Origin of the sequence: Limosilactobacillus avium, from assembly GCF_947381485.1 — a bacterium.
GTDB lineage: Bacteria > Bacillota > Bacilli > Lactobacillales > Lactobacillaceae > Limosilactobacillus > Limosilactobacillus avium.
Window position 1 is genome coordinate 15949 of the sequence record NZ_CANCWN010000009.1, and the last position, 21559, is coordinate 37507.

General features: G+C 49.4%; 20 protein-coding genes and 2 tRNA genes. 5 read left to right on the plus strand and 17 right to left on the minus strand.

Features of this window, described 5'->3' with window-relative positions; all coding sequences use genetic code 11:
• Window positions 1-51: 51 nt before the first annotated feature.
• From QOS01_RS04475 to QOS01_RS04510, 8 genes are all read right to left on the minus strand, one after another.
• A complete protein-coding gene (locus QOS01_RS04475) occupies window positions 52-999 on the minus strand; it encodes a peptidylprolyl isomerase (protein ID WP_283621276.1) in 948 nt (315 codons plus the stop codon).
• Between the two features lie 109 nt (window positions 1000-1108).
• The gene (locus QOS01_RS04480) at window positions 1109-3574 is read right to left on the minus strand and encodes an ATP-binding protein (RefSeq protein WP_283621277.1); all 2466 of its coding nucleotides are present in this window, start codon (window positions 3572-3574) and stop codon (window positions 1109-1111) included.
• The gene (locus tag QOS01_RS04485; RefSeq protein WP_283621278.1) at window positions 3564-4769 is read right to left on the minus strand and encodes a metallophosphoesterase family protein; all 1206 of its coding nucleotides are present in this window, start codon (window positions 4767-4769) and stop codon (window positions 3564-3566) included. The genes QOS01_RS04480 and QOS01_RS04485 overlap by 11 nt, the downstream gene beginning before the upstream one ends.
• Window positions 4770-4855: 86 nt before the next feature.
• The gene (locus QOS01_RS04490; protein WP_047768601.1) at window positions 4856-5224 is read right to left on the minus strand and encodes a YlbF family regulator; all 369 of its coding nucleotides are present in this window, start codon (window positions 5222-5224) and stop codon (window positions 4856-4858) included.
• 69 nt (window positions 5225-5293) lie between these two features.
• Entirely contained in the window at window positions 5294-7453 is a 2160-nt protein-coding gene (locus QOS01_RS04495; protein WP_283621279.1) for a PBP1A family penicillin-binding protein, read from the minus strand.
• 158 nt (window positions 7454-7611) lie between these two features.
• A complete protein-coding gene (gene argS / locus QOS01_RS04500) occupies window positions 7612-9300 on the minus strand; it encodes an arginine--tRNA ligase (protein ID WP_283621280.1) in 1689 nt (562 codons plus the stop codon).
• A gap of 312 nt (window positions 9301-9612) precedes the next feature.
• Window positions 9613-9683, minus strand: a tRNA-Gly gene (locus tag QOS01_RS04505).
• 41 nt (window positions 9684-9724) lie between these two features.
• Window positions 9725-10039 (minus strand): hypothetical protein, encoded by a 315-nt coding sequence (locus tag QOS01_RS04510; RefSeq protein ID WP_047767115.1) that lies wholly within the window; start codon window positions 10037-10039, stop codon window positions 9725-9727.
• 137 nt (window positions 10040-10176) lie between these two features.
• On the opposite strand from QOS01_RS04510, the gene QOS01_RS04515 reads away from it, so the two are divergent.
• The 3 genes from QOS01_RS04515 (at window position 10177) to QOS01_RS04525 (ending at window position 11435) form a co-directional block, all read left to right on the plus strand.
• On the plus strand, window positions 10177-10512 hold the full coding sequence (locus QOS01_RS04515) for a hypothetical protein (protein WP_283621281.1): 336 nt from the start codon (window positions 10177-10179) through the stop codon (window positions 10510-10512).
• 69 nt (window positions 10513-10581) lie between these two features.
• A tRNA-Leu gene (locus tag QOS01_RS04520) sits at window positions 10582-10665 on the plus strand.
• Window positions 10666-10718: 53 nt separating this feature from the next.
• On the plus strand, window positions 10719-11435 hold the full coding sequence (locus tag QOS01_RS04525; RefSeq protein WP_283621282.1) for a potassium channel family protein: 717 nt from the start codon (window positions 10719-10721) through the stop codon (window positions 11433-11435).
• A 147-nt stretch (window positions 11436-11582) separates the two neighbouring features.
• On the opposite strand, the gene QOS01_RS04530 is transcribed toward QOS01_RS04525, so the two are convergent.
• From QOS01_RS04530 to QOS01_RS04550, 5 genes are all read right to left on the minus strand, one after another.
• Complete coding sequence (locus QOS01_RS04530; protein ID WP_283621283.1) at window positions 11583-11864, minus strand: heavy metal-binding domain-containing protein; 282 nt, start codon at window positions 11862-11864, stop codon at window positions 11583-11585.
• A gap of 431 nt (window positions 11865-12295) precedes the next feature.
• On the minus strand, window positions 12296-12976 hold the full coding sequence (locus QOS01_RS04535) for a CPBP family intramembrane glutamic endopeptidase (protein ID WP_283621284.1): 681 nt from the start codon (window positions 12974-12976) through the stop codon (window positions 12296-12298).
• Window positions 12957-13196: a hypothetical protein gene (locus tag QOS01_RS04540; protein WP_283621285.1), complete on the minus strand. Its 240-nt coding sequence runs from the start codon at window positions 13194-13196 to the stop codon at window positions 12957-12959. The genes QOS01_RS04535 and QOS01_RS04540 overlap by 20 nt, the downstream gene beginning before the upstream one ends.
• 25 nt (window positions 13197-13221) lie before the next feature.
• On the minus strand, window positions 13222-14244 hold the full coding sequence (gene rbsR, locus QOS01_RS04545) for a ribose utilization transcriptional repressor RbsR (protein ID WP_283621286.1): 1023 nt from the start codon (window positions 14242-14244) through the stop codon (window positions 13222-13224).
• 62 nt (window positions 14245-14306) lie between these two features.
• Window positions 14307-14915, minus strand: a complete 609-nt coding sequence (locus QOS01_RS04550; protein WP_283621287.1) for a hypothetical protein — start codon at window positions 14913-14915, stop codon at window positions 14307-14309.
• Window positions 14916-15090: 175 nt separating this feature from the next.
• Between QOS01_RS04550 and QOS01_RS04555 the strand changes: the two genes are divergently transcribed.
• A complete protein-coding gene (locus QOS01_RS04555) occupies window positions 15091-15723 on the plus strand; it encodes a deoxynucleoside kinase (protein WP_283621288.1) in 633 nt (210 codons plus the stop codon).
• 55 nt (window positions 15724-15778) lie between these two features.
• On the opposite strand, the gene QOS01_RS04560 is transcribed toward QOS01_RS04555, so the two are convergent.
• The 4 genes from QOS01_RS04560 to pepV form a co-directional block, all read right to left on the minus strand.
• Window positions 15779-16876: a glycoside hydrolase family 73 protein gene (locus QOS01_RS04560; protein ID WP_283621289.1), complete on the minus strand. Its 1098-nt coding sequence runs from the start codon at window positions 16874-16876 to the stop codon at window positions 15779-15781.
• A 120-nt stretch (window positions 16877-16996) separates the two neighbouring features.
• Window positions 16997-18388 carry a L,D-transpeptidase family protein gene (locus tag QOS01_RS04565; RefSeq protein WP_283621290.1) on the minus strand — a complete coding sequence of 464 codons (1392 nt, stop codon included), beginning with the start codon at window positions 18386-18388 and terminating at the stop codon, window positions 16997-16999.
• 227 nt (window positions 18389-18615) lie between these two features.
• Window positions 18616-19113 carry a universal stress protein gene (locus tag QOS01_RS04570; protein ID WP_283621291.1) on the minus strand — a complete coding sequence of 166 codons (498 nt, stop codon included), beginning with the start codon at window positions 19111-19113 and terminating at the stop codon, window positions 18616-18618.
• A gap of 55 nt (window positions 19114-19168) precedes the next feature.
• On the minus strand, window positions 19169-20569 hold the full coding sequence (gene pepV / locus QOS01_RS04575; protein WP_283621292.1) for a dipeptidase PepV: 1401 nt from the start codon (window positions 20567-20569) through the stop codon (window positions 19169-19171).
• A gap of 88 nt (window positions 20570-20657) precedes the next feature.
• On the opposite strand from pepV, the gene QOS01_RS04580 reads away from it, so the two are divergent.
• Complete coding sequence (locus QOS01_RS04580) at window positions 20658-21518, plus strand: NAD(P)H-hydrate dehydratase (protein WP_283621293.1); 861 nt, start codon at window positions 20658-20660, stop codon at window positions 21516-21518.
• Window positions 21519-21559 lie beyond the last annotated feature (41 nt).

Here is a 21559-nt window from a genome sequence, read left to right on the forward strand (position 1 = left end):
GATTTTTTCATCTAAAGCAAGAAAGCCAAGGTCATTTTCCCACCTTAAACATTAGTTATTAGAACTCGAGGAACCGTTGTTAGAGTTGTTTCCTAGTGAACCACTATTAGTGCTATTCGTGTTCAAGTAGTCATCCAGGATGTTCTTCTCGTCATTATCCTTGATTGAAACGTTCCCCTTCTTCAGGACGTTGGAGACAACCTTGTGTAAGAATGTCCGGTTGTTCATGTTTTCTTGAACAATCTGGTTCCGTAAGTCAGCGATGTGTTGACTCTTCTTACCCTTGGCCGGGTGTTCAATCATGTAGATTACCTGGTAACCGTCATCGGTCTTGACCGGCGTGGACGTGTATTCACCCGTCTTCAACTTAAAGGCTGCCTTCTTGTAAGCCGAGTCGAGCTGGTTATCGGTGTTATCAAAGGCTGGCACCCGCCCACCGGCATCCTTGTTTGAGGTGTCGGTCGACTGGGATTTGGCAAGCTTCTTGAAGGTCTTGTACTTATTGCTGGAGCTGTCAAGCCGGCTGATGATGTTTTGGGCCTCTTCCTTACTGCCGACCAGGATTTCCGCAGTTTGAACCTTTGGCTGGTACTTCTTCCACTGCTTGTTGATTTGCTTGTTGGTAATGTGGGAGTAGTCCTTTACTGCAGCCTGGAGCAACAGGTTAGAACGAATCTGCTGCTTGAAGGACTTTTCCGTCATCCCGTTTTGCTGGAGGTAGGCACTGAAGTTTTGCCCGTACTGGTTCTTGTACGTGTTGTATTCGGCATTGACCTGCTTATCGGAAACTTGCTTACCATATTCCTTTTGCAAGACCTTGTCCAGGATCATTTGTTGAAGGACCTGCTTCCCATTGCTGGTCTGCTTCATGCTGCTGTAGTATTGACTCTCGGTGATCTTCCCACCACTAGTGGTTGCGACCGCCTTGTTACCACATGCAGCTAATGGCAGCATCAATGCCGCCCCCGCAATAATCGCAATTAACTTCTTCGATTTCAAAAAAACACATCCCTTAATTTATTTATTTCGAAAAGTTCACCCATCAAATATACCACAATTGACGGCAAACGGACGGTATGCAATAAAAAGTTTAACCGATCTTCATAAATTATTCACGATCGAGGTCCAAGACGCCGGGAAGCTTTCGCGCCTGGTCGTTGGCGGTAAAGTACAAGACCTGGTTCCTTGTTGCCAGGTCATTGAGGAGTTCGATCACCCGCTGGCGACGCTGCTGGTCAAAGTTAACAAAACCGTCATCAATGATAATTGGTAACCGTAACCGGTCGCTCATTACACTGATGAAGCCCAGACGGAGGGCCACGAATAACTGTTCCGCCGTCCCGGTCGACAGTTCCCCGACCGCGTACCACTCTTGCTGGTCATCCAATACCCGGACTTCCTTGGTTGCTAAGGCAATCTTTTGGTAATGTCCGCCCGTTAAGATGGCAAAGTTCTTTTCCGCCGCTTTAATAACCGCCGGGTAGCGGTCGGTTGAGGCCAAAGACAGGGCCCGGTCAATCCATTGAATTGCCAGCTGGTAGCTCATCCATTGCTGGGCCTCCTGGATAATCTTTGCCAATAAACTGGCCTGGTGTTGGGCCAATTCATCGGGAGTTCCATCAGCCGCCAAGTTTTTGATGGTGAACTGGTCCCGCTGGACTTGTTCCCTTGCCCCGTGCAGGTGGGCACGGACTTCAGTTAAGTGATGGGCCAACCGCTGCTGCCGATCACGCAGGCTTGCTTCACTGTCAAAGCGGGCCAGCGCCGCCTTATCCGCAGCCGTTAACTGCTGACCGTATACGCTGGTCGTAATACGGCGGGTCTGCTGACCGGCCTGCTGGCTGACCAGGCTGTCGAAGTCATCCGGACTACTTGTTTGGGCCCGACGGTAAATTTGCTTGAGCTGGTCAGTAATTTTGTCCTGCTGGGCCCGCACCGCGGATTCTTGCTGCTGACTGTTTTCCAACTGCCGGGTGACCCGTTGCCATTCCTGATAGTCACTGGCCCGGCGGCTTAGCCAGTCATTAAAGTGCTGACTTAATTTTGCCGGCGTCTGGCCACTTGCCTTACCTGTCAACCGCCGCTGCAGTTCCGCCAGCCGTGTCTTAATCTCACTGGCCGCTGTCTGTGAATTGGCGATCTGCTGGTCCAGTTCTGCAACCCGGTATAAGTCGGCTTGCATTGGCAACCATTCGCTGACCGGAAAATTGGTCAGTCCGTGGAGGCGGCCAAAACGTCGCAGGGCGGCCTGTTGGTGATCAGTGGACCGGCTTGTCTCATTATTTATTTTATAAAGCCACGCCCCGGTAGCCGCCAGGACAATCAGTCCCATCAGCATGACCAACCCGTGGTGACCGAACATTCCCAGGATAAACAAGGCGGCACCGAGGCCCAAAAGCCCTGCAGACATCCGCCGGTTAGTTGTTGTAGACGCCGGATGGTTGCCTAAAAGGCTCTGAAGCGTCACGGTTTCTTGTTCGGACAGCGGCTTTGGTAACTGGTGACCGTAACGCCTTTGGAGACGGTTGCGCTCCGCAAACAGCTGCTCAAGACGTCCCTGCTGCTGGTGGTACTGGTCATCGCGCGACTGGAGCTGGAGCAGGGCCGTCTGGAGTCGCTGGTAATCATAGCGGTGTTGGTGGTAGTCCGCTAGCTCGTCCCGGTCAAATTGCGCGACATCTTTTTGCAAGCGGGCGATTTCATCCCTGAGGGTCCCCAGTTGGGCCGCCAAGCCATTAAATTGGCCCCGTAGTTGGTTGACCTGCTCAATATCGTCTGGGGCAACCGCAACTGTCGCTGCTTGTGGCTGTCTCTTCTTCCAGGCATCATAGATTGGCCACAGGCGACTTAGCTGGTCCAACCGGTTGACCCGGGCGGTTAAATTTGTTTCTTCTTGTTGCCACTTTTGGACCGCTGCTTTTTGTTGCTGCTGGTCCCGATTAGCAGCCATGTACTGGTCATACTTACGACTTGCTTGTACTGCTTGTCGAGCAAGTTGCCGGTACTCATCCAGGTGGCGGTTTAACTGTGGCTTGCGGCCCCGAGGCTTGTAAAGTTCATCCCCACGCTTAACCAGGCTGGCAATTAGTTGGTCCCACTGCTGGCTGCCGACAGCCCCGACCTGTTTAAGCTGGTGGTGAACCTCGTCAGGACTAAGGTCTTTGATATTTGCCAGTTCCTCCTGGCTGAAGCTAAAGACCGCTTGGTATAAGTCCTGGTCGATGTTGGCAAGCATTTTAGCCAGCTTATCTTCACCAAAGCGGTGGCCGTCCATGTCAGTCACCGTCACCAGACCACCACCCTTGCCGGCCGTTCGCCGAATTCGGTACCGGGTCCCGTGATCCTCCACGAGAAGGCTTCCCCCATAAGTACCGGTCGTCCGCGGCTTGTACTGCTGGTAGCGGTTTTTCCCCTTCGCGTTTGCAAAGCCAAAGAGGATGCTCCGGATAAAGGTCGCCAGCGTCGTTTTCCCGGCCTCATTACTGCCAAAGATTACCTGGGGGTTAGCGGAAAAATCAAAGTCCTGGTCATGCCACTTACCAAAGCCGTCAATGTGGACACTCTTAATTTTCACTACTGATCCCCCCTAACACCTGCTTGGCAAGCTGATAAAGTTTCTCTGGGGTAAGTTCCGCCCCTAACTGGTCAAATAAAACATCCTGGCGGAGCAGGGGCTGGGCGACGTGAGCAATGTTCTCTGGCGTAAAGACTGCCTTTTGCGCGTCCGTCCAGAAACGCTGGTCCAGGTCCGTTAACTTTGGAAGGTTAGCGGTCGGCGCTATGGATAACTCATAGGGCCACCACTTTATTTGGTCCTGGTGGGCAAGCCGGTCCTGAAGGTGGTTGAGGAGGGTCCCATCACGGAGCATTGTCCGGCATTCCGGCGATAGGTGATCCGTGTTTTCGAGCTGCAAGGCCACAAGGGTCAAGTTATTCCTTGTTAGCTTAGCGCCCGCCTGGGTAGCCGCCTCCGTAAGCTCCTGCGGGTTGGTAACCGTTGAAAGGTCAACCCCCGCCTGGGTCCACGCGATTCCGTCCAGGGGCTCAAAGGATGGGACTAATTGGTGACCCCGACTTTCCACCAGGTAGTAGCCATGCTGGCCACCCTCGTTCTTGTGCCGTCCCTGGGGGATGCCACTGTAAACAATTGGCGGCTGGGCGTTTAAAAGCTGGTGCTGGTGGATATGGCCCAACGCCCAGTAGTCGTAATGTTTTGCCCGGAGTTCGTCAAGCGTGAAGGGGGCGTAGTGGTTACTGCCACCGGCCTGGTACTGGGCACCATGCAGCATCCCAATTTGCCAGTCCGCGCTTTTCTTGACGGGAAAACTGGCGACAACATCTTCATCAACCCACCGCCGGGCATAGCTAAAACCAGTGATGGCAACGCTGGTCCCGTCGCTCAGGGTCAGGTGCTTAGTGCTGACGGTGGGGCCGAAGACGCGGACGTTGGCGGGCAAATCAATCTGTTGGTCCGTCCCAGTATTAAAGTCGTGGTTCCCATAGGACAGGAAAACGGGGATGCCCGCCGCCGCTAGACGTTGCAGCTGGGTCACGAAGAAGTCAATCGCCGCGATGCTCTTTTGCTCGCGGTCAAAGACGTCGCCGACAATTAGCATAAAGTCAACGTCCTCATCAATTGCGGCGGTCACGATCTTCTTAAAAGCCGCGAAAGTCGCCGCGTGAACCCGTTGCCAGAGCTGGTGCGGAATGTCTGTTAACCCCTGGAATGGACTCGCCAAGTGTAAATCTGCAGTGTGGATAAATTTCATAAACTCCCCTTCTTACAGGAATGGCCCCCAGCATCCGGATCAAACCGAATAGTGGAGGCCACTTATCATTTACCAAGAAATAGTGCTTACTGCTTGTTTTGGTCAGGCATTAAGTCACTGTAGAGGTCTTGGATAGGACTGGTAATCGTCTTGTTCAGTTGTTGCAGCATTTGGTCGACTTGACGTTCTTGGTTCATCAGGTTTTGAACGGCCTTCTTACCGCTGATTTCCTTTGCCAGGGTTTGGATTGCCTTGATTTCGTCATCGGAAGGCTTCTCACCCTTCATTTGCTTTTGCTGGGCGCCCGCCTGCATTTGTTGGAACTTCTTGAAGGAATTAAATGCTTCCGTGTCGGCCTTTAATTCGTCCAGGGCCTTCTTTAAGCCTTGGTATTCTTGGGTATCAACAAGTTGACGACTCATTTCATTTGCTGAATCGTAAATATTTACAACCATTGTAAAAAAACTCCTTTTTGATTACTTACTACAAATTGTATCATGTTTGCCTTCCCGATTAAAAGGGGACTAGAAGAGGGACTTAACACTGTCCCAGATCTTATTGGCCCGGTCACTGAAGTTATTGACCGTCTGGTTAAAGCGGTCGGTGAGGTCACTGCCGTTGTCAAAGAGCGACTTCCAACCGGACGGCTTCTTCAAGCGCTTGTTGGCCCGCGTCTGGGCATCCTCAACCGTAAACTTAGTCCCCGGCGTATTCGGCAGGATCCCCGTCATTTCGGTCTTGAAGAGGCTGTTGATATTGTGCTCAGAAATATCCTGGAGGACATGGCTGGAATTCGTGTCGTCATACCCTTCCCAGGTGGCGACCACAACGTCGGGGGTGTAACCAACAATCCACTTATCACGGTCGTTGGACTCATCGCCCTTGACACCGGAATTGGTCGTCCCGGTCTTCCCGGCCAGGGTGTAGCCACTCGGCTTGGCTGTTTCACCGGTCCCGTGCTCGTAGACGCCAATCATCATACTGGTCATTTCCTTAGCGGTCTTGCTGGAAATGACGTGTTTGACCTTGGAACCCTTGTTCTGGGCAATCACCTTCCCCGAGGCATCCTCAATCTTGGTGATGTAGTGTGGGGTCGGCATCTGCCCGTCGTTATCAAAGGTAGCGTACGCCCGGGCCATTTGTTGGGGAGAGACCCCCTTCGTCATTCCACCAAGGGCCAGGGCCAAATTCCGGTCGCCCTTTTCGACCGGTAGGCCAAACTTTTGCGCCATCTTGTAACCCTGGTTGACCCCAATCTTATTGAGGAGCCAGACAGCAGGGGCATTCAAACTTTCGTACAGGGCCTTGTACATTGGCACACTACCGCTGTAGGTATCGTCATAGTTCTTTGGTGTGTAGTTGTTTGTCCCGTACGACTGCTTCTTATCCTGCAAGATTGAGTCATAGAAGTAACCGTGCTCCAAAGCAGGCGTGTAAACCACGATTGGCTTGATCGTCGACCCAGGCTGCCGCCGCATTTGGGTTGCCCGGTTAAAGCCACGGAAAACGTGCTTACCCCGGCCACCAACAACCGCCGTTACACCCCCGGTCTTCGGGTTCATCGCCACCGAAGCGGATTGAACCATTGTGCCGTCACTTGAATTAGCAGGGAAATTATCGTCATCATCATAGGTGTCCTGCATCGATTCCTGCTGTCCCTGATCAAGGGTGGTGTAAATCTTATAGCCATCATTCATGATTGACTTTTCCGACAGGTGGTAGCGGCTCTCCGCCTCGGAGATTACCGCATCAAAGAAGTACGGGTACTTGTAGCTGTCGTTAGCTACGTAGCCACTGTTGATGCCCAGCGGGGTTTTCTTGTAACTATTCGCCGCCGACTGGCTCAACTTGTTGTTCTCGACCATCAGTTGGAGGACCAGGTTCCGCCGTTGAAGCGTTGCCTTCGGGTGTTCAATCGGGTCATAGATTCCGGGTGAAGTAAGCATCCCCGCTAGCATGGCCGCCTGCGGAACAGTTAGCTGACTGGCATTGACATCAAAGTAACGCCGGGCGGCATCCTGGACCCCCCAGACCCCGTGGCCAAAGTAGGCATTGTTTAAATACATTGTCAGGATCTGGTTCTTCGAATACTGGTTCTCCACCTCTACCGCGATGAAGATTTCCCGGGCCTTCCGCGAGAAGGTCTGTTGCTGGGTTAAGAAGGCATTCTTGACTAGTTGCTGAGTCAGGGTACTCCCCCCACCAGAGATGTAGTCCCGGTGGAGGAGCTTATTCTTCACTAGCAAAAAGGCGGCCCGGCCAAGACCCTTAATGGAAAAGCCGTGTTCGTGGTAAAAGTTACGGTCTTCTGTTGACAGGACCGCGGCCGGAACGTTGGCGGAAATTTTATCCAGCTTGACGTAGGTCCCCTTCTGCGAGTAGAGGCTACCAGCTGACTGCTTTTTATTGTCGTAAATCATCGTGGGGCGTGATAGCCGGTTCTGCAAATTCTTGACGTTCGCCGTCTTAGCAATGAAAGTCAGGTGAATGCTTGCAATCAGAAAAATACTCAAAAAGACGACAATGAGCCAACGGGTAATCTGGTACCGGTGCCAAAAACGACTGACGTTTTTCTTCACTAGTTGCCAGAAAACGTTTAACTCCTTGCGCATCTTCCTACCAACTTCTTTTAGCCACGCAATGATGCGTTCCTTAGTTGAATTAGGTTGTGGTTCGCGTTTCATTTCCGATCTCCATTTGTTCGTTTAAAGGTTGCCTGTTATTTTAGCATACTTTTTTGCCCTTAGACCGGTCAGGGGCAATCCTTTATTAAGGCTTAAAGTATCGCAAAAATAAAAGGCTGGAGAAAGATTTTCCAACCTCTTTAATTTTAAGTTATCATTTACATTTCATCGGGAGCCTTGATGTCAAGCATTGCCAAAGCGTCCTTCAGGATGTGACTAACCGCCTGAACCAGTGCAAGACGAACTGGTTGCTCATCGTCGTCTTGAAGAATCCGGTTGTGGGCGTAGTATTGGTTGAACTTCTTGGAAAGTTCCAGAGCGTACTTAGCAACTACCGATGGGTCGTAGTTGACCGCAGCCCGTTCAACAGCGTTACTGTATTGGCTGAGGAAACTCAGGATGTCCCAAGCAGAGTCACCAATCTTGGTCAGGTCAACGTTACTGAAGTCCCGGATGCCACCCTTCCGCAGGATGCTCTCCGCCCGGGCACGGGCATACTGGACATACGGACCAGTTTCCCCTTCAAACTTAACGACATCTTCCAGCTTAAAGTTAACCGCGTTCCGCCGGTCATTCTTCAGGTCGTGGAAAATAACCGCACCGACACCGACCTGCTTGGCAACTTCGTCCGCGTTCTTCAGGGTTGGGTTCTTTTCGGCAATCTGTTGACGAGCGAGCTTGATTGAATCGTTCAGCACGTCTTCGAGGTCGACCACGTTCCCCTTCCGTGTTGACATCTTCTTACCATTCAGGTTCATCAGACCGAAGGAGATGTGTTCCAGTTGGTTCCACCAGGTGAAGCCCATTTCCTTTAGGACGGCCTTTAATTGCTTGTAGTAGTTTTCCTGTTCGGCACCAACCACGTAAAGGGACTTGGCATGGCCGTACATCCGTTTCCGGAACAATGCGGTTGCCAGGTCACGGGTAATGTAGGTGGTCGTTCCGTTACTCTTAATAATCAATGGTGGGGTCAACTTGTAGGCATCCAGGTCAACAATTTGGGCACCCCGGCTGGACTTCAGGAGGTGCTTATCCTTCAACAGTTGGATTGGGTCGTTCATCTTCTGGGCACTGAAGGCTTCCCCGTGGAAGGAGTCAAAGTGAACGTCCAGCATGTCGTAAACCTTTTGGAACCGTTCAATTGAGATTTCACGGAACCAGTGCCATAAGCGCCAGGCTTCCTTGTCACCGTGTTCCAACTTAGCAAACCACTCCCGGCCGAGTTCAGTGTATTCGGGGTGCTCATCTGCTTCGGTGTTAATCCGGACATAGTACTTAAGCAGGGTGTTAATCGGGTCCTTCTTGACCTCTTCTTCACTCCCCCACATCTCGTATGCGGCCATCAGCTTACCGAACTGGGTTCCCCAGTCACCGAGGTAGTCAACCCGAATCAGGGTGTAATTTTCTTTTTCTAGGATCCGGGCAACGGCTTCACCAATCATTGTTGAACGCAGGTGCCCCATACCCATTGGCTTGGCAATGTTTGGTGAGGAGTAATCAATTACCACGTTGGCTTGGTGACCCAGGTCCTTCTTACCGTAGCCTTCTGGGTCGGCAAGGATGGCCTTAATGATTTCGGCCCCGACTTGTGCCTTATCCAGGAAGAAGTTAATGTACGGACCGGCAACGACGACCTTTTCAAAGCCCGTTTGGTCAATCTTTTTAACCAGGTCAGCCGCAATCATCTGCGGTGCCTTATGCAAGGTCTTGGCTAAGAAGAATGTCGGGAAGGCATAGTCCCCGTTATTGGCATCCTTTGGCCGTTCGATTTTATCCGTGATCTCGTCAAGTGACAGGTCCGGCAGCGCTGCTGCAACCGCTGTTGCTACTTGTTGCTTTTCATCCATCTGTACGTCCTCCTTAATAAAAAGTCTCCAGTATTACTAAAAATACTAGAGACGAGAATTCCCGCGGTACCACTCTAATTGAAATTGGTTTCCACTCATTATTACTTATATTAAATCTATCCTGCCTTGCACGCCTTCACTAACCACCAGCTCCTAACTCCCACCAACTTAGGATCGCTTTTCCTGGCTGCTAGCTACTACTCAAAGCAGTTTCACAATCACATATTATAGCAAAATCCTCCCTAATTACAAGTTGGGGGAAATCGAAGAAAATAAAAAAAGCTGAAGAACTTATCTCCAGCTTTTGCGATAAGCGGGTAACGAGAATCGAACTCGCGACGCAACCTTGGGAAGGTTAAGTTTTACCACTAAACTATACCCGCATAACTAACTTAATTGATAACACTAAGTTAGTATATACCTTTTATTTCTTTTTGTCAGCCTTTTTTGTCACTTTTTTTCGACTTTTTGCTGGCTTTTTCTTGGCCGTCTTCTTTTCGTCCGCATCATCATCGTCTTTTTCTTCTCGTGGAACAGCCTTGATCATTTTCGCTTCACTTTGGCGAATAACTGCCCGGCCATTAAGCTCGTTGACACCACTCTTGTCAGCTGGATCAAAGTCGTTGATGGAAACCATGATTGAATTGTTGTAGACCTTTTCAACTACACCTTGGAAGTCGTGATCCATTGGCCCAAACTTCTTGCAGCCAACTACATCACCAATTTCAAAATCAGCCATTCGTTTTCACCTCGCTACTATTTCCAATAGGATAACAGGAAACACTTTACTCTTTTTTCGGCTTTTTTTCAAGTCAAAAGCAAATTGGTCATTGTCCATAATTATGATAAAATCATAGCAGAAAGGGGGTCAGCGAAATGCTCAAGTTGTTTTGGGAATTTATCGTCCTGATTCTTTTATTTGCCAACATCTTTGGTAACCACTCTAAGAAGGAAAAACACGTTTCGGACTGGTTAGGGATCGCCCGAATTACCTTCTTCATTCTCTTGACCCTGGCTGTTATCCAATTTATTGTTGTTTTCCCTGCCCACATTGTCTGGCACATTATCTGGCTGCTCTACCTAGTAGCAGTTTACATCCTGATGGAAAACACTTTCCGGCTTAAGCGGGAAACTTTTGGTAACCCCCTCCAAGCTTTCATTGTTACGACGGCGTTAGTCATCACTTTGATAATTATTATTGCTTTATTTTAAATAAAGGCTTGCATTCTGATGAAAAATCAGTATAATAATTATTGTTGTCTGATAGAGATAGATAGCAATGCCCCAGTGGCGGAATTGGCAGACGCGCAACGTTCAGGTCGTTGTATGGGTTTCCATGTACAGGTTCGAATCCTGTTTGGGGCATCAGTTAGCTCGGTAGTTTTTCTACCGGGCTTTTTTCGTACGTGGGGGAAATAATGAAAACTAACCAGAAAATCTATGAAGTATTTATGGCGGTGCTCGCCATCATTTCGATTATCCTAATTGTCCTTAGCTACGGGTCGGTCATTGATATCAACCATGGCTACCCCGAATTGTTAAATAACGCCATCTTAATCATCTTTACCATTGATTACTTTGCCCGCCTCTTCCTCGCCAAGGACAAGAAAAAGTTCTTTAAGGAAAATATTTTTGACCTCCTGTCGATCATCCCAGTCAGTGCCTCCTTTAACCTCTTCCGGTTTGCCCGCATTGGGCGGCTCGTCGTTGTCTTCCGCCTTGTCCGTCTCATCGGGCTTACCGGTAAACTCAACCGGTTGCTAAAAATCAACGGCCTGATATACATCATCTACACCAGTATCGCTATTTTGATTGTCAGTGCCTCGATGTACTCAATCAGTGAGCATGTTCCTTACGGCGAATCACTATGGTGGGCCATCGCAACCGCCACCACAATTGGTTACGGAGATATTTCGCCCCATACCTTTCTCGGTAAGCTTGCCGCAATTCTGTTAATGGTGATTGGAATCGGCTTTGTCGGGGTCCTTACTAGTTCCCTGACTAATTTCTTCATCCAGGACCACACCAACGACCGGATGGCAACCGTCTTAAACAAGTTAAGCGATCTCGAAAAATCAAACCGGGAGCTCCAAGCAGAAGTCCGTAAACTCTTGAAAGAAGAACGCAATAAATAAGTGGGGTTGTGGCATAAGCTCAATAAATTAGATGAAACACGGAAAGTACAATAAAGCCTTCAGTGCCGGCATTAGTCATGAACACTGAAGGCTTATTTGTTTTCTTTGGAGACGATAAGTGTCTCCTTTTATGTTCCATTTTTTCTCTTACGCTTTCACCCGTTGAATCATTGTCCCGTAACCGGTCAACACTAAGAAGCGCGGTGCCACTTGGACATTGGCGACGTTCGTATTAAAACGAATATTGACGATTCCGTCAGCCCCCTTAGCTTCGGCCCGTTCCTTCATCTTCTCCTTGACCTCATCAAAGAGCTGGTCCATAGATTCAAAAGCATCGATTGCGTCACTGGTCAGCATCAGGTGACCCGTTGCGTTAACAATCCCTAAGATTCGGTGCGCCTGTGGATAATTCTCTGTTGATAAAAACACTCGACCCCATCCCCTTCTTACCATCCAGTATAACAAGCTTTTCCCTTTATTAACCAAACAAATAGTCCCCAGAACTTGGTTAACCCAAATCCTGGGGACTTAATTGTGCATGGGGAGCTTTATCCCCCGGCTATACGGAAGGAATCTCGCCACTTTGCTCTGGAACTGATTAATTACCTAACATTTTGATTCTATCTTCCGCAAAGTCGCATTTTATAAACCATGTGTAAAGCGCACCCTGGTGACCTGACTCACTTCATAAACTTTACCAATACTATTGGTCACTCTTACGTTGCTTCTGCCTACTCCTTATGTCCTTCGGCTCCTTACATCGTGGGAGATCTTCATGACGGATCATGATCTCTTTTCTTCTTTCCTTCCACATCTTTAATATACCACCACTTGTAAGCGGTTGCAACCATCTTTTTAAACTAAATTGTATGCAACAAGGCAGAGATGGCAACCGCGTTATTTAGGGCGTGAATCAGCATGCTGTTCTTAATGTTTCCCGTCTTCCGGTAAACATAGGCCAGCACCATCCCCATAAAACAGTAGAGGAGAAAACTCACGATTGTTGTGCTGGCGTGGGCTGATGAGAAAACGATCCCGGACAAAATAATTTTGGGCCAAAAACGCGTCGGCTTGAAGAAAAGGTTGGTTAAGATCCCCCGAAAAATCAACTCCTCGGCAACCGGAGTCAGGGTAAAGGAAGAGATTACAAATACACCGGTCACTAACCTGTTATGGTCCAGCATCTGTCGAATTAACTCGTTATTCGCCGTCCCGCTCTGGTGGAAAATTACTTGGTTGAGCCAGGAGAAAAACATCATCCCGACCATCAGAGCAAGATAGCCACCAATTATTGCACCAACCTTAATCCCGGCCTTTTGGGGCAGCTGGTTATACTGGTGAAAGACGTAGCTGGCTCGGTCGATAATGAACAAAAAGATTAACACGAACAGGCTAGACATCACGATTGCCACTCCCTGGTTATCGGGCCGCCGGTTAGCAATTGCTATCGCCATGGGGGGCGTTTGAATAAGGACATAGAAAACGAGGAAGAGGCCCACCCGGTAAAGGAAGTCCCCCAGCTTAGTCTCCTTGATCTTCATTTTTCTGCTTTTTTTCCTCCTTTAAGCGGATTTCCTTCCGTCGTTGATAGGTCTGCTTAGCGGTATACCGCGTCACAATCAGGTTTGCAACGATAAAGCCAACAATCCATAGGGCATACATCAACCAGCCCGAAATTAGCTTGGCAATGGTCAAAGCAACCAGGACGGCAAAAATAATGAACGGTGGCAAAATGACCTTTATTAAATATTCAGCTTTCATCTGCTTTCTCCCTTCGCACTTTCAATTAATTTTGCTGACACTTGCCAGTACTCTGGCGGGCAATCAGTTTAACCGGGAAGTGTTCAACCTGCTCCGGTTCAGCATCCGGGTGGTTAATCTTGTTTAATAAAATCTTGGTGGCCCCTACCCCCAGCTTAAAGATTGGTTGGTGAATCGTTGTCAGCTGCGGGTAAACGTATTCGTCCAGAATAATATCATCGTAGCCAATGACAGAAATATCTTCCGGAACACGGACCCCCTGTTCGCGCAGTCCCCGCATCAGGCCAATGGCAACCTCGTCATTAGCCGTGAAGACGGCCGTTGCACCACTTTCAATCACTGGCTGGGCTATCCGGTAGCCGCCTTCCTTACTCAGGTCGGCCTTCAACAGGTTATGGTTCTCATCAAAGTCGATCCCCTGCGCATTAATGGTTTCCTGAAAGCCCGCCATCCGCTGTTTAAAGTTTTCAGTGATATTTTTAACCCCCAAGAACAGCATCTTAGTATGACCAAGGGCCAGGAGGTGCTGGGCGGCCAGCTGACCACCATGGTAGTCATCCGTCAGTACCCGGGCCCCCTGCTGGTCGTAGTTACGGTCAAATAGGATGTAAGGAATATCACGGTTGCTGAGGGCCTGGTTAATCATCTCGGTCGTCATCCGGGCACTCGCGATGATGAGGCCATCAATGGACCGCTCAACCATTTGCTCCAGGTACTCCTGTTCCAGCTTGGGTTCCCGGTTGGCACTGAAAATCAGCGGAATTAGCTTTTCCTGGCGGGCAACTTGCTGGACCCCTTCGACAAAGGTACCGAAGAAGGACTCACTGACGTTGGGCACGAGCACCCCAATTGTATTGATGTTTCCCTTCATAATTAGGCTCCGCGCGTGAAAGTCCGGCACGTACTGGTACTGGTCACGGAGCTTCATAATCTTTTCACGGGTGGTTTTACTGAACCGTTTTCCCTTACCATTCAACACCTGTGAGACAGTGGTAACTGAAACACCGGCCATCCGCGCAATATCACGAATTGTAACTTTTTTCCCCATTATTTTCCTCTTCTATCCTTTTTTACTTCCAAATATTAAGCTAAAATTGCGGGTCATGCAAATTATTGCTGACCAAAAATATCGTGCAGGACCTGGCGCGTCGTTGCCGCCTGAGTTCCCCGGACTCGTACATAGTCAACCTGGGCAAGTAAAACGTCGTACGTCCACATTGAAGAAAGGTCGTGCTCGTTAAAGTAGTGGAGGGTCAGCTTAACCCGGTCCAAGCTGGCAATCACTCCTTCAAAGTCATCGGCCCCCTTATACTTTGCGGTCCCAATTACCACTGGCAAGTGGTTGGTAAACGAATCGTCCAAGACATTGCTTAAGAGGTCCCCCTTGGTATAGTCCGGATGGTCGTCAATGAACTTCTGCACCTGCCAAATATCAAAGTAGTGGTACTGGTGGGCAACCTTGGTCTTCTCCGAAATGGTCATCAAATAGTCCGTCCCCTTGGCCACGTAGTCAATACTGCTGAGGCGAACTGCAATCAAGCCGTTGATCTTGCCATCCCAGTCAATGCTGATCAGGAGGCAAAAGAGGGGATCAATCGCGAGGACGAACCCAACATTAAAGTAGTCATCATTCGGAATATTATGGACCTCGATCAGCGTGCCCTGCTGACGGACGATGGCCAGCTGGGCCCGAATTTCATTTAGTTTCATTTTTGTCATTATTATCTTCCTTACAGTAATTATCCCCTTCTATTTTCCGGGTTTTCCCCATAATTTTCAAATATTTTTGCTAGTGATGATTTTCCACAGCCAAATATTGTGAATTTACGGTGGGAATCCCCCATATTTTGTAGTAAGATGGTTCTTGTGCTAAAAAAAGTAAAGAGGGGCCATTATGGTGATAATTACAGCAGGAATGATTGGTGTCGGGAAAACAACCTTAACGGGTAAAATCGCCGAACACCTCCACACTAAAGCATTTTTTGAACCGGTCGGTAATAACCCGGTCTTGCCGTTATACTATAAGGATCAAAAGCAATATGGTTTCTTACTGCAAATTTATTTCCTTAATAAACGGTTTTCAATGATCAAACAGGCCTTGGCGGACGACAACAACGTATTGGATCGTTCAATCTACGAAGATGCCCTATTCACCCGCGAAAACAATGCGGAAGGCAACATCACGGATACCGAGCTTGAAGTCTACCTGACCTTACTGGACAACATGATGAAAGATCTCCAGCAGCTGCCAAAGAAGGCTCCGGACCTGATGGTATATTCCGAGACTGACTTTGAAACAATCCTTTACCGGATCAAGAAGCGGGGTCGTGACTACGAACAGATCGACAACAACCCCGAACTGAAGGACTACTACTACAAGATGTGGAGTGCCTACAAGCAGTGGTACAAGGACTACGATGCGAGTCCTAAGATGAAGATTGACCTAGAAAAATACGACCTGGAAGATCCGGCCAACGTTAAGACTGTCTTGGCAATGATCGATGACCGGCTCAAGACAATCCGTTAATAAATAAAAAGAAGCTGAAAAAGCATCAGAGGGCCCTGATGCTTTTTCAGCTTCTTTATTTCACCAAGGCAAAGCGACGAAGGAGGGTAATGGCGCCGGCAGATCCAGCCCCACCCAAAATTGATAGCCAGGTGACCCGGTGGGGATGGTGGACCCGGCTCGCCTTTACCTCATGACTACTAGTCGGGGCCATCGGTGGTTCCTTAAAGACCGCCGGCCGGTGCATAGCAGTCCGCTGTGGTTGGTGGTCATACTTGGTAAGCTGGAAGTTACTAATAATTTCGTTGAGTTTCCGGTCATAATGGGGATCGGTCGCGTACCTTCCCAGGAGGGCATGGGTCGCTTGCCGGTAGCTTTTCGCGGCCCGCCGGTGAACACCATCGTACAAGGGATCTTCCAACGTCTGGGCGTAATCATGGAGGGACTGGTAGTCGTTATCATACCAACGGAAGTAATCCTTAATCTCGTGCCGGTGCCCCTCCTTATCAAATTCAACGGTTGGTTGCAAAACAGACCGTGTTTGAAACGCGCCCTTGACCCCAAATAAGTTATGGTAGGGTTTACGAGCCAGGTCACTCGTTCCCCAGTTACTCTCCAAAGCGGCCTGGGCAATTATGATTGACGGGTAGAGGTCAAACTCTGCCCCAATCCGCTGCGCATCTTTAGCAATTCGGGCAATAAAGGCGGCCTGGGCCGGTGAAGGGTGCTTCAAGGGGTATTCACTAGAGTCCGGACCACTTTCCTCCGGCAGCTGGTTATCAGCCATCCCCCCATTAGTCGTGACTTCGCCATCGCTGGGTGCCGGCTGGTTTCCGCTGCGAAAGTTTTGCCCCCGTGCAAAGCCCCGCTGGTAGGCAGTAACAGCCACATCGTCCCCACCTGGTTGTGCAGGATGCCCCTGGAGGCCATCATTCACCCCCTGGCGAAAGGCCTGCTCATACACCTGTCCCACTTGCGCAAGGGCTGACAAGAAGGCACTGGCATACTCATCACCGCGTTGCTTAACCTGGTTTTCGTCAACCAACTGGCGGTTCAAAACGGCTTGTCTAGCATCCTGGTAAGCATCCTCAGAGACGCTTGCGGCCAAGGCACCCGAAGCATTTCCGAAGATCGTTAGTCCCGCCATTAGTCCAATAATAAGTTGTCGTTTCATAATATCCTCTCCTCATCGTTATCCTTATTTATTAAATACGGACAATTGATGAGGAGGCACTTTTTTACTAAAAAAAGAGGATTTCGGTGCTTCGCCGAAATCCTCTTTACATTTTAAATCTTAGTAAATAACCACTGGTTCGTTGATTTCCATGTCGTGGTATGCCGTTCCAGCATCTGCCGGGTGCATGTTTGCACAACCATGTGAGCCACCAGTCGTGGTCAGGTATTCCGTCTTGGACCAGTTGTTCCGCCAGCTGGCATCGTGGAAGCCACAGCCGGTATCAGTAAATGGTGACCAGTATTGAACTGGGCTACTGTACAGTGATCCATCATCGTTGGAGCCCCGCAGAGTAGCTGGTGATTGCTGGTACATGATGTACCAAACGCCCTTTGGTGTCCGGTTGCCTGGCGTATTACTCCCCGTTACCACGTCAGCATCAAAGACACACTTACCATTCTTGTAGAACCATACGTGTTGGTCAGCCAGTGACAGTTCAACATAGGTGTTGCCAATACCGTTATTAGCGGTAACACCATAGCCAGTCCCCCGCCGGTTGTAGCCGATTCCGTAAATATCAGCCTTGGCATTAACCGTCTTCTTACCGTCCGCAACCGCTTGAGCTAAAGATTGGCCGGCACGTTGGTCACTGATCTTCCAACCATAGGAACCCTTGTCAGAAGTGGTAATTTCCTTACCGGAGTGGGTCCTAAACTTGAACGACTTACCCAGCGTTGCCTGCTTATTGTTGATCTTAGCAATCTGGCTGTTAACAGCGTGAGTATCAAAGCTGTACTTACCATTTTGGTAGGTGGCACTTGTGATAATGTCGTTAGAGTTTAACTTGTAGGTTTCGTTTTCGACCTTGTAATTAACCTTCTTGTTAACCAGGTCCTTCAACTTTGCCTTTTCGTTTTGAACCGTCTTGCTGTCAGCGGTTAACGGCTTGGTGTAGTGGGCGGTTAAACGAATCGTCCCGTTATTCTTCTTATTGTCAAACTGCTTCAGTAAGTTCTTAGCATCATACTGGTTCCCCTTCTTCGCAGCAATGGTGCTAATCTTGCCATTTTCCAGCTTAGCATAGGCGTCAACCGGTGCCTTCCGTCCCTTGTTCATCTCAGAAACGGCTGTTTCAACGGCATCCCGCATTGCACTCGTCTGGTTACTGGAATGTTCTGGCGTAACCAGGACGTTTTGCTTCTTACCACTGGGGAAGAAGGTCCGCTGTTCCTTTTGTGCCGTCACAAACTTATCCTTGTCAGCACTGGTAATACCAGAGCCACTTGCCTGACCGTCGTAAATCAACTTACCATCAAGGTAAACATCATTGCTCCGGTCGGTAGCCTTAACCTTTTGGTAGGCCTCATCCGTGGTCATTCCACCAACTGCGACCCCGTTAACCGTTGTGTTGCGGTTGAAATGCGTGTGTTGGTGCCACGTCATTATTACGCCTAATAGAACAATTACAACAGCAATAATTGCAATAACTAAACGTCTTGCTTTCAATTGCATTTTCAAACTCCCTAAAATTTATTTTCTTTAGTCGAACTAAAGATAACGATCATATTGTACCAGCATTTATGACATTTAGCACACTTTATTTCTTATTTCTGAAATCTTTCTGTAACAAATGTCTTATTTACGTAAACTAATTGCCCGTTTCTTGACACTTAATAGTCAAAACAGGGCTTGGCATTCTCTTGCCGCGCCCCGTTTCCTTTAATTAACATTGTTGGTGATTAAATTTCTAAGTATCTGTTCTTCTTCAGGTCAACCTTTTTATTGTCCTTATCCGTCTTAACAACGGTGACATCGCAAGGGGCTTCCCGAATAGTGTACGCAGCCGTGGAACCAACGATCAGCCGCCCAATCATGTTCAAACCAGTTGCCCCAATGACAATTAGGTCAATACCATTATTCTTTGGGTAGTTTTCGGCCAGCTCTAACTTAGCGTTACCAACCTTGACTTCGGTAACGACGTTGGTAATACCGGCAGCCTGTGCCTTCTTCTTGTATTCATCCAGCCGCTTTTCCATCGTATCAATTGCCGGCTGGTAGATGCTCCGGTCAACAAGGCTGTAGCCGTTCGGGCCGCCAGATGGAATCTTTTCACCATTAATCACACTGAGCAAGTACAACTGAGCCTTGTTCAGCTTGGCCGTCTCGACAGCCTTGTCAAATGCCATGTCGGCCTGCTTAGAACCATCAATTCCTACTAAAATCTTTTGATAAGTCATATTGACACCCCCACTTAATTGATACACTTATTTTATCACAAAGTCGTTATTCAACTCAGTCGCTTACCAAATTCTTAATAGCTTCCATGTAAATTGCCATCGACTTAATCAGGTCATCGACTGGCTGGTATTCGTTTGCCTGGTGCATCGTGTTTGGCGTGTTCGGCATCAGGGCCCCAAAGGCAACGCCCCGTTTCATCAGCCGACCATAGGTCCCACCGCCGACAACTTCCGGTTGGGCGTTCTTGTCACCACTCTGGTTGATGTACGCCTCCATTAAGGTCTTAACAATTGGGTCATCCGGGTCAACGTAGTGAGGTTCTTGGGCAGGTTCCTGCTTAACAGCAATTCCAAGTGGCGTGGCGACCTTTTCAACGGTTGCCTGTAACTGGTCCGGTGAAATGCCCTTTGGGAAACGGAAGTTCATATTGATGGCCCCACCGTTTTCAAGGTCAAAGTTCAAAATCCCGGCATTCATCGTCAGCTCACCCATTACGGGATCGGTGAAGGCGCCGTCAAAGCCGTCCATCCGGGTATCAAGGTGCAGGTACTTACCCAGGAAGTGGATGAAGCTCTTCGCCCCCTTGGCAAAGTCATACTGGTCAAGGAAGTTTGCCAGGTAAGTTCCGGCATTGATCCCCTTTTCCGGCTCCATTCCGTGTGCGGCCTTCCCAACCACGGTGATGGTCAGTTCATCCCCATTTTCCGCAATGTTACCGGAAATCGGGTTCTCACCAACAAAGCGGGCAAAGTCATCCCGAATTTGCTGGTTGTCAGCAGCCGTAATTACCGCCACTGCCTCGCGCGGAACCATGTTGAACCGCAGACCCGACTTGAAGCTCTTAAGTTGGAAGGCGCCATCATTGCTGGCCGGCACGGACAAGAGGAGGGAGACTTGGCCCTTTTCGCCGTTGATAACCGGGAACTCAGCATCCGGTGAGAAGCCAAGGGTCGGTGCGGGCTCCACTTCAAAGTAGCGGTGCATCCCAGTCCAGTTGCTTTCTTCGTCCGTACCGACGATAAAGCGGACCCGCTTGTTAAACTTAGTCCCCTGGTCTTTCAAATACTTGAGGGCGTAGTATGCCGCCATTCCAGGGCCCTTATCGTCGGAAGCCCCCCGACCATAGAGATTACCATCCTTAATTACCGGGTCAAAGGGATCCGTATCCCAGCCCTTGCCGGCGGGCATCACGTCAACGTGGGCCAGGATCGCCAGGGTATCGTCACCCGTACCGCATTCGGCATAACCGACCACGTTATCAATGTTCTTGGTCTTAAAGCCATCCTGGTCAGCCATTTCCAAAAAGGCCTTCAGTGCCTGGGCCGGCCGGGGTCCGAGTGGGTATTCGTCCGTTGCTGCATCGTCGTCTCTAACACTTGGAATCTTCATTAAGGAAATTAAATCCGTTAAATAGTCCTTCTTCTGGCTTTCTGCTGCCTTGAGCCAATCTGTCATAATTTATCCCTCCATCGAAGTAATCATTAACGCTAAAATAATGATACCATTAAAGTAAGCGTTACAAAATCTAAAGGAGACTTTTATAATGAAAAAACTTTCCGATCAAATTCTTCACCAAGTGATTAAGCCCCGGCCGGCCAACAGTTTTAAGGGAACCTTTGGCAAGGTAACCCTGGTAGGGGGTAACCGGAACTTTGGTGGGGCCATCATCATGGCTTCAACGGCCGCCGTGTGCGCAGGGGCGGGCCTGGTGACGACGGCAACCGACGCTAGTAACTCCGGCGCCCTCCACGCCCAACTACCGGAAGCAATGTTTGCCGACTTCACTAACGATAAACAGGTCGCCAGCCTGGTCAGTGCCGCAACTACGGTGGTTGTTGGCCCCGGCCTGGGTGACGACGAAACCAGCAAACACATTCTTAAGAACGTTTTTGCCAGTGTCAAGCCTGAGCAGAACCTGGTCATTGATGGTTCCGCCATTACCCTGATGGCCCGGGAAAATATTTCCCAGCCGGCCGCCAACGTAATCTACACACCGCATGAAATGGAATGGCAACGACTCTCCGGTATCAAGATTGGCGAACAAACCGAAGAGAAAAACCGTGCTGTCCGGGACCAGCTCAACGCAACCGTCGTTCTTAAGAAGCACCACACGGAGATCTATACCACCAATGAGGTTTACCAGTTGACGATTGGGACCCCGGCCCAGGCCGTTGGTGGGATGGGTGATACCCTAGCCGGAATGGTCGGTGGTTTCACTGCCGAATTCCACCAGGACGTTACTAACGCTGTCTTGGCTGCCGTTTACGCCCACAGCGCAATTGCCGAGAAGATTGCGGAGAGCCAATACATTGTCCTGCCCCACCAGATCAGTCGAGCCCTGCCGACTTTCATGAAGAAGATGGAACAGGCACCAAACGAACACCACATTGGTTTCTTGAATTAATTTCCCGGGAAATTAATTTTGCCCCATAATAAAAAAGGTTG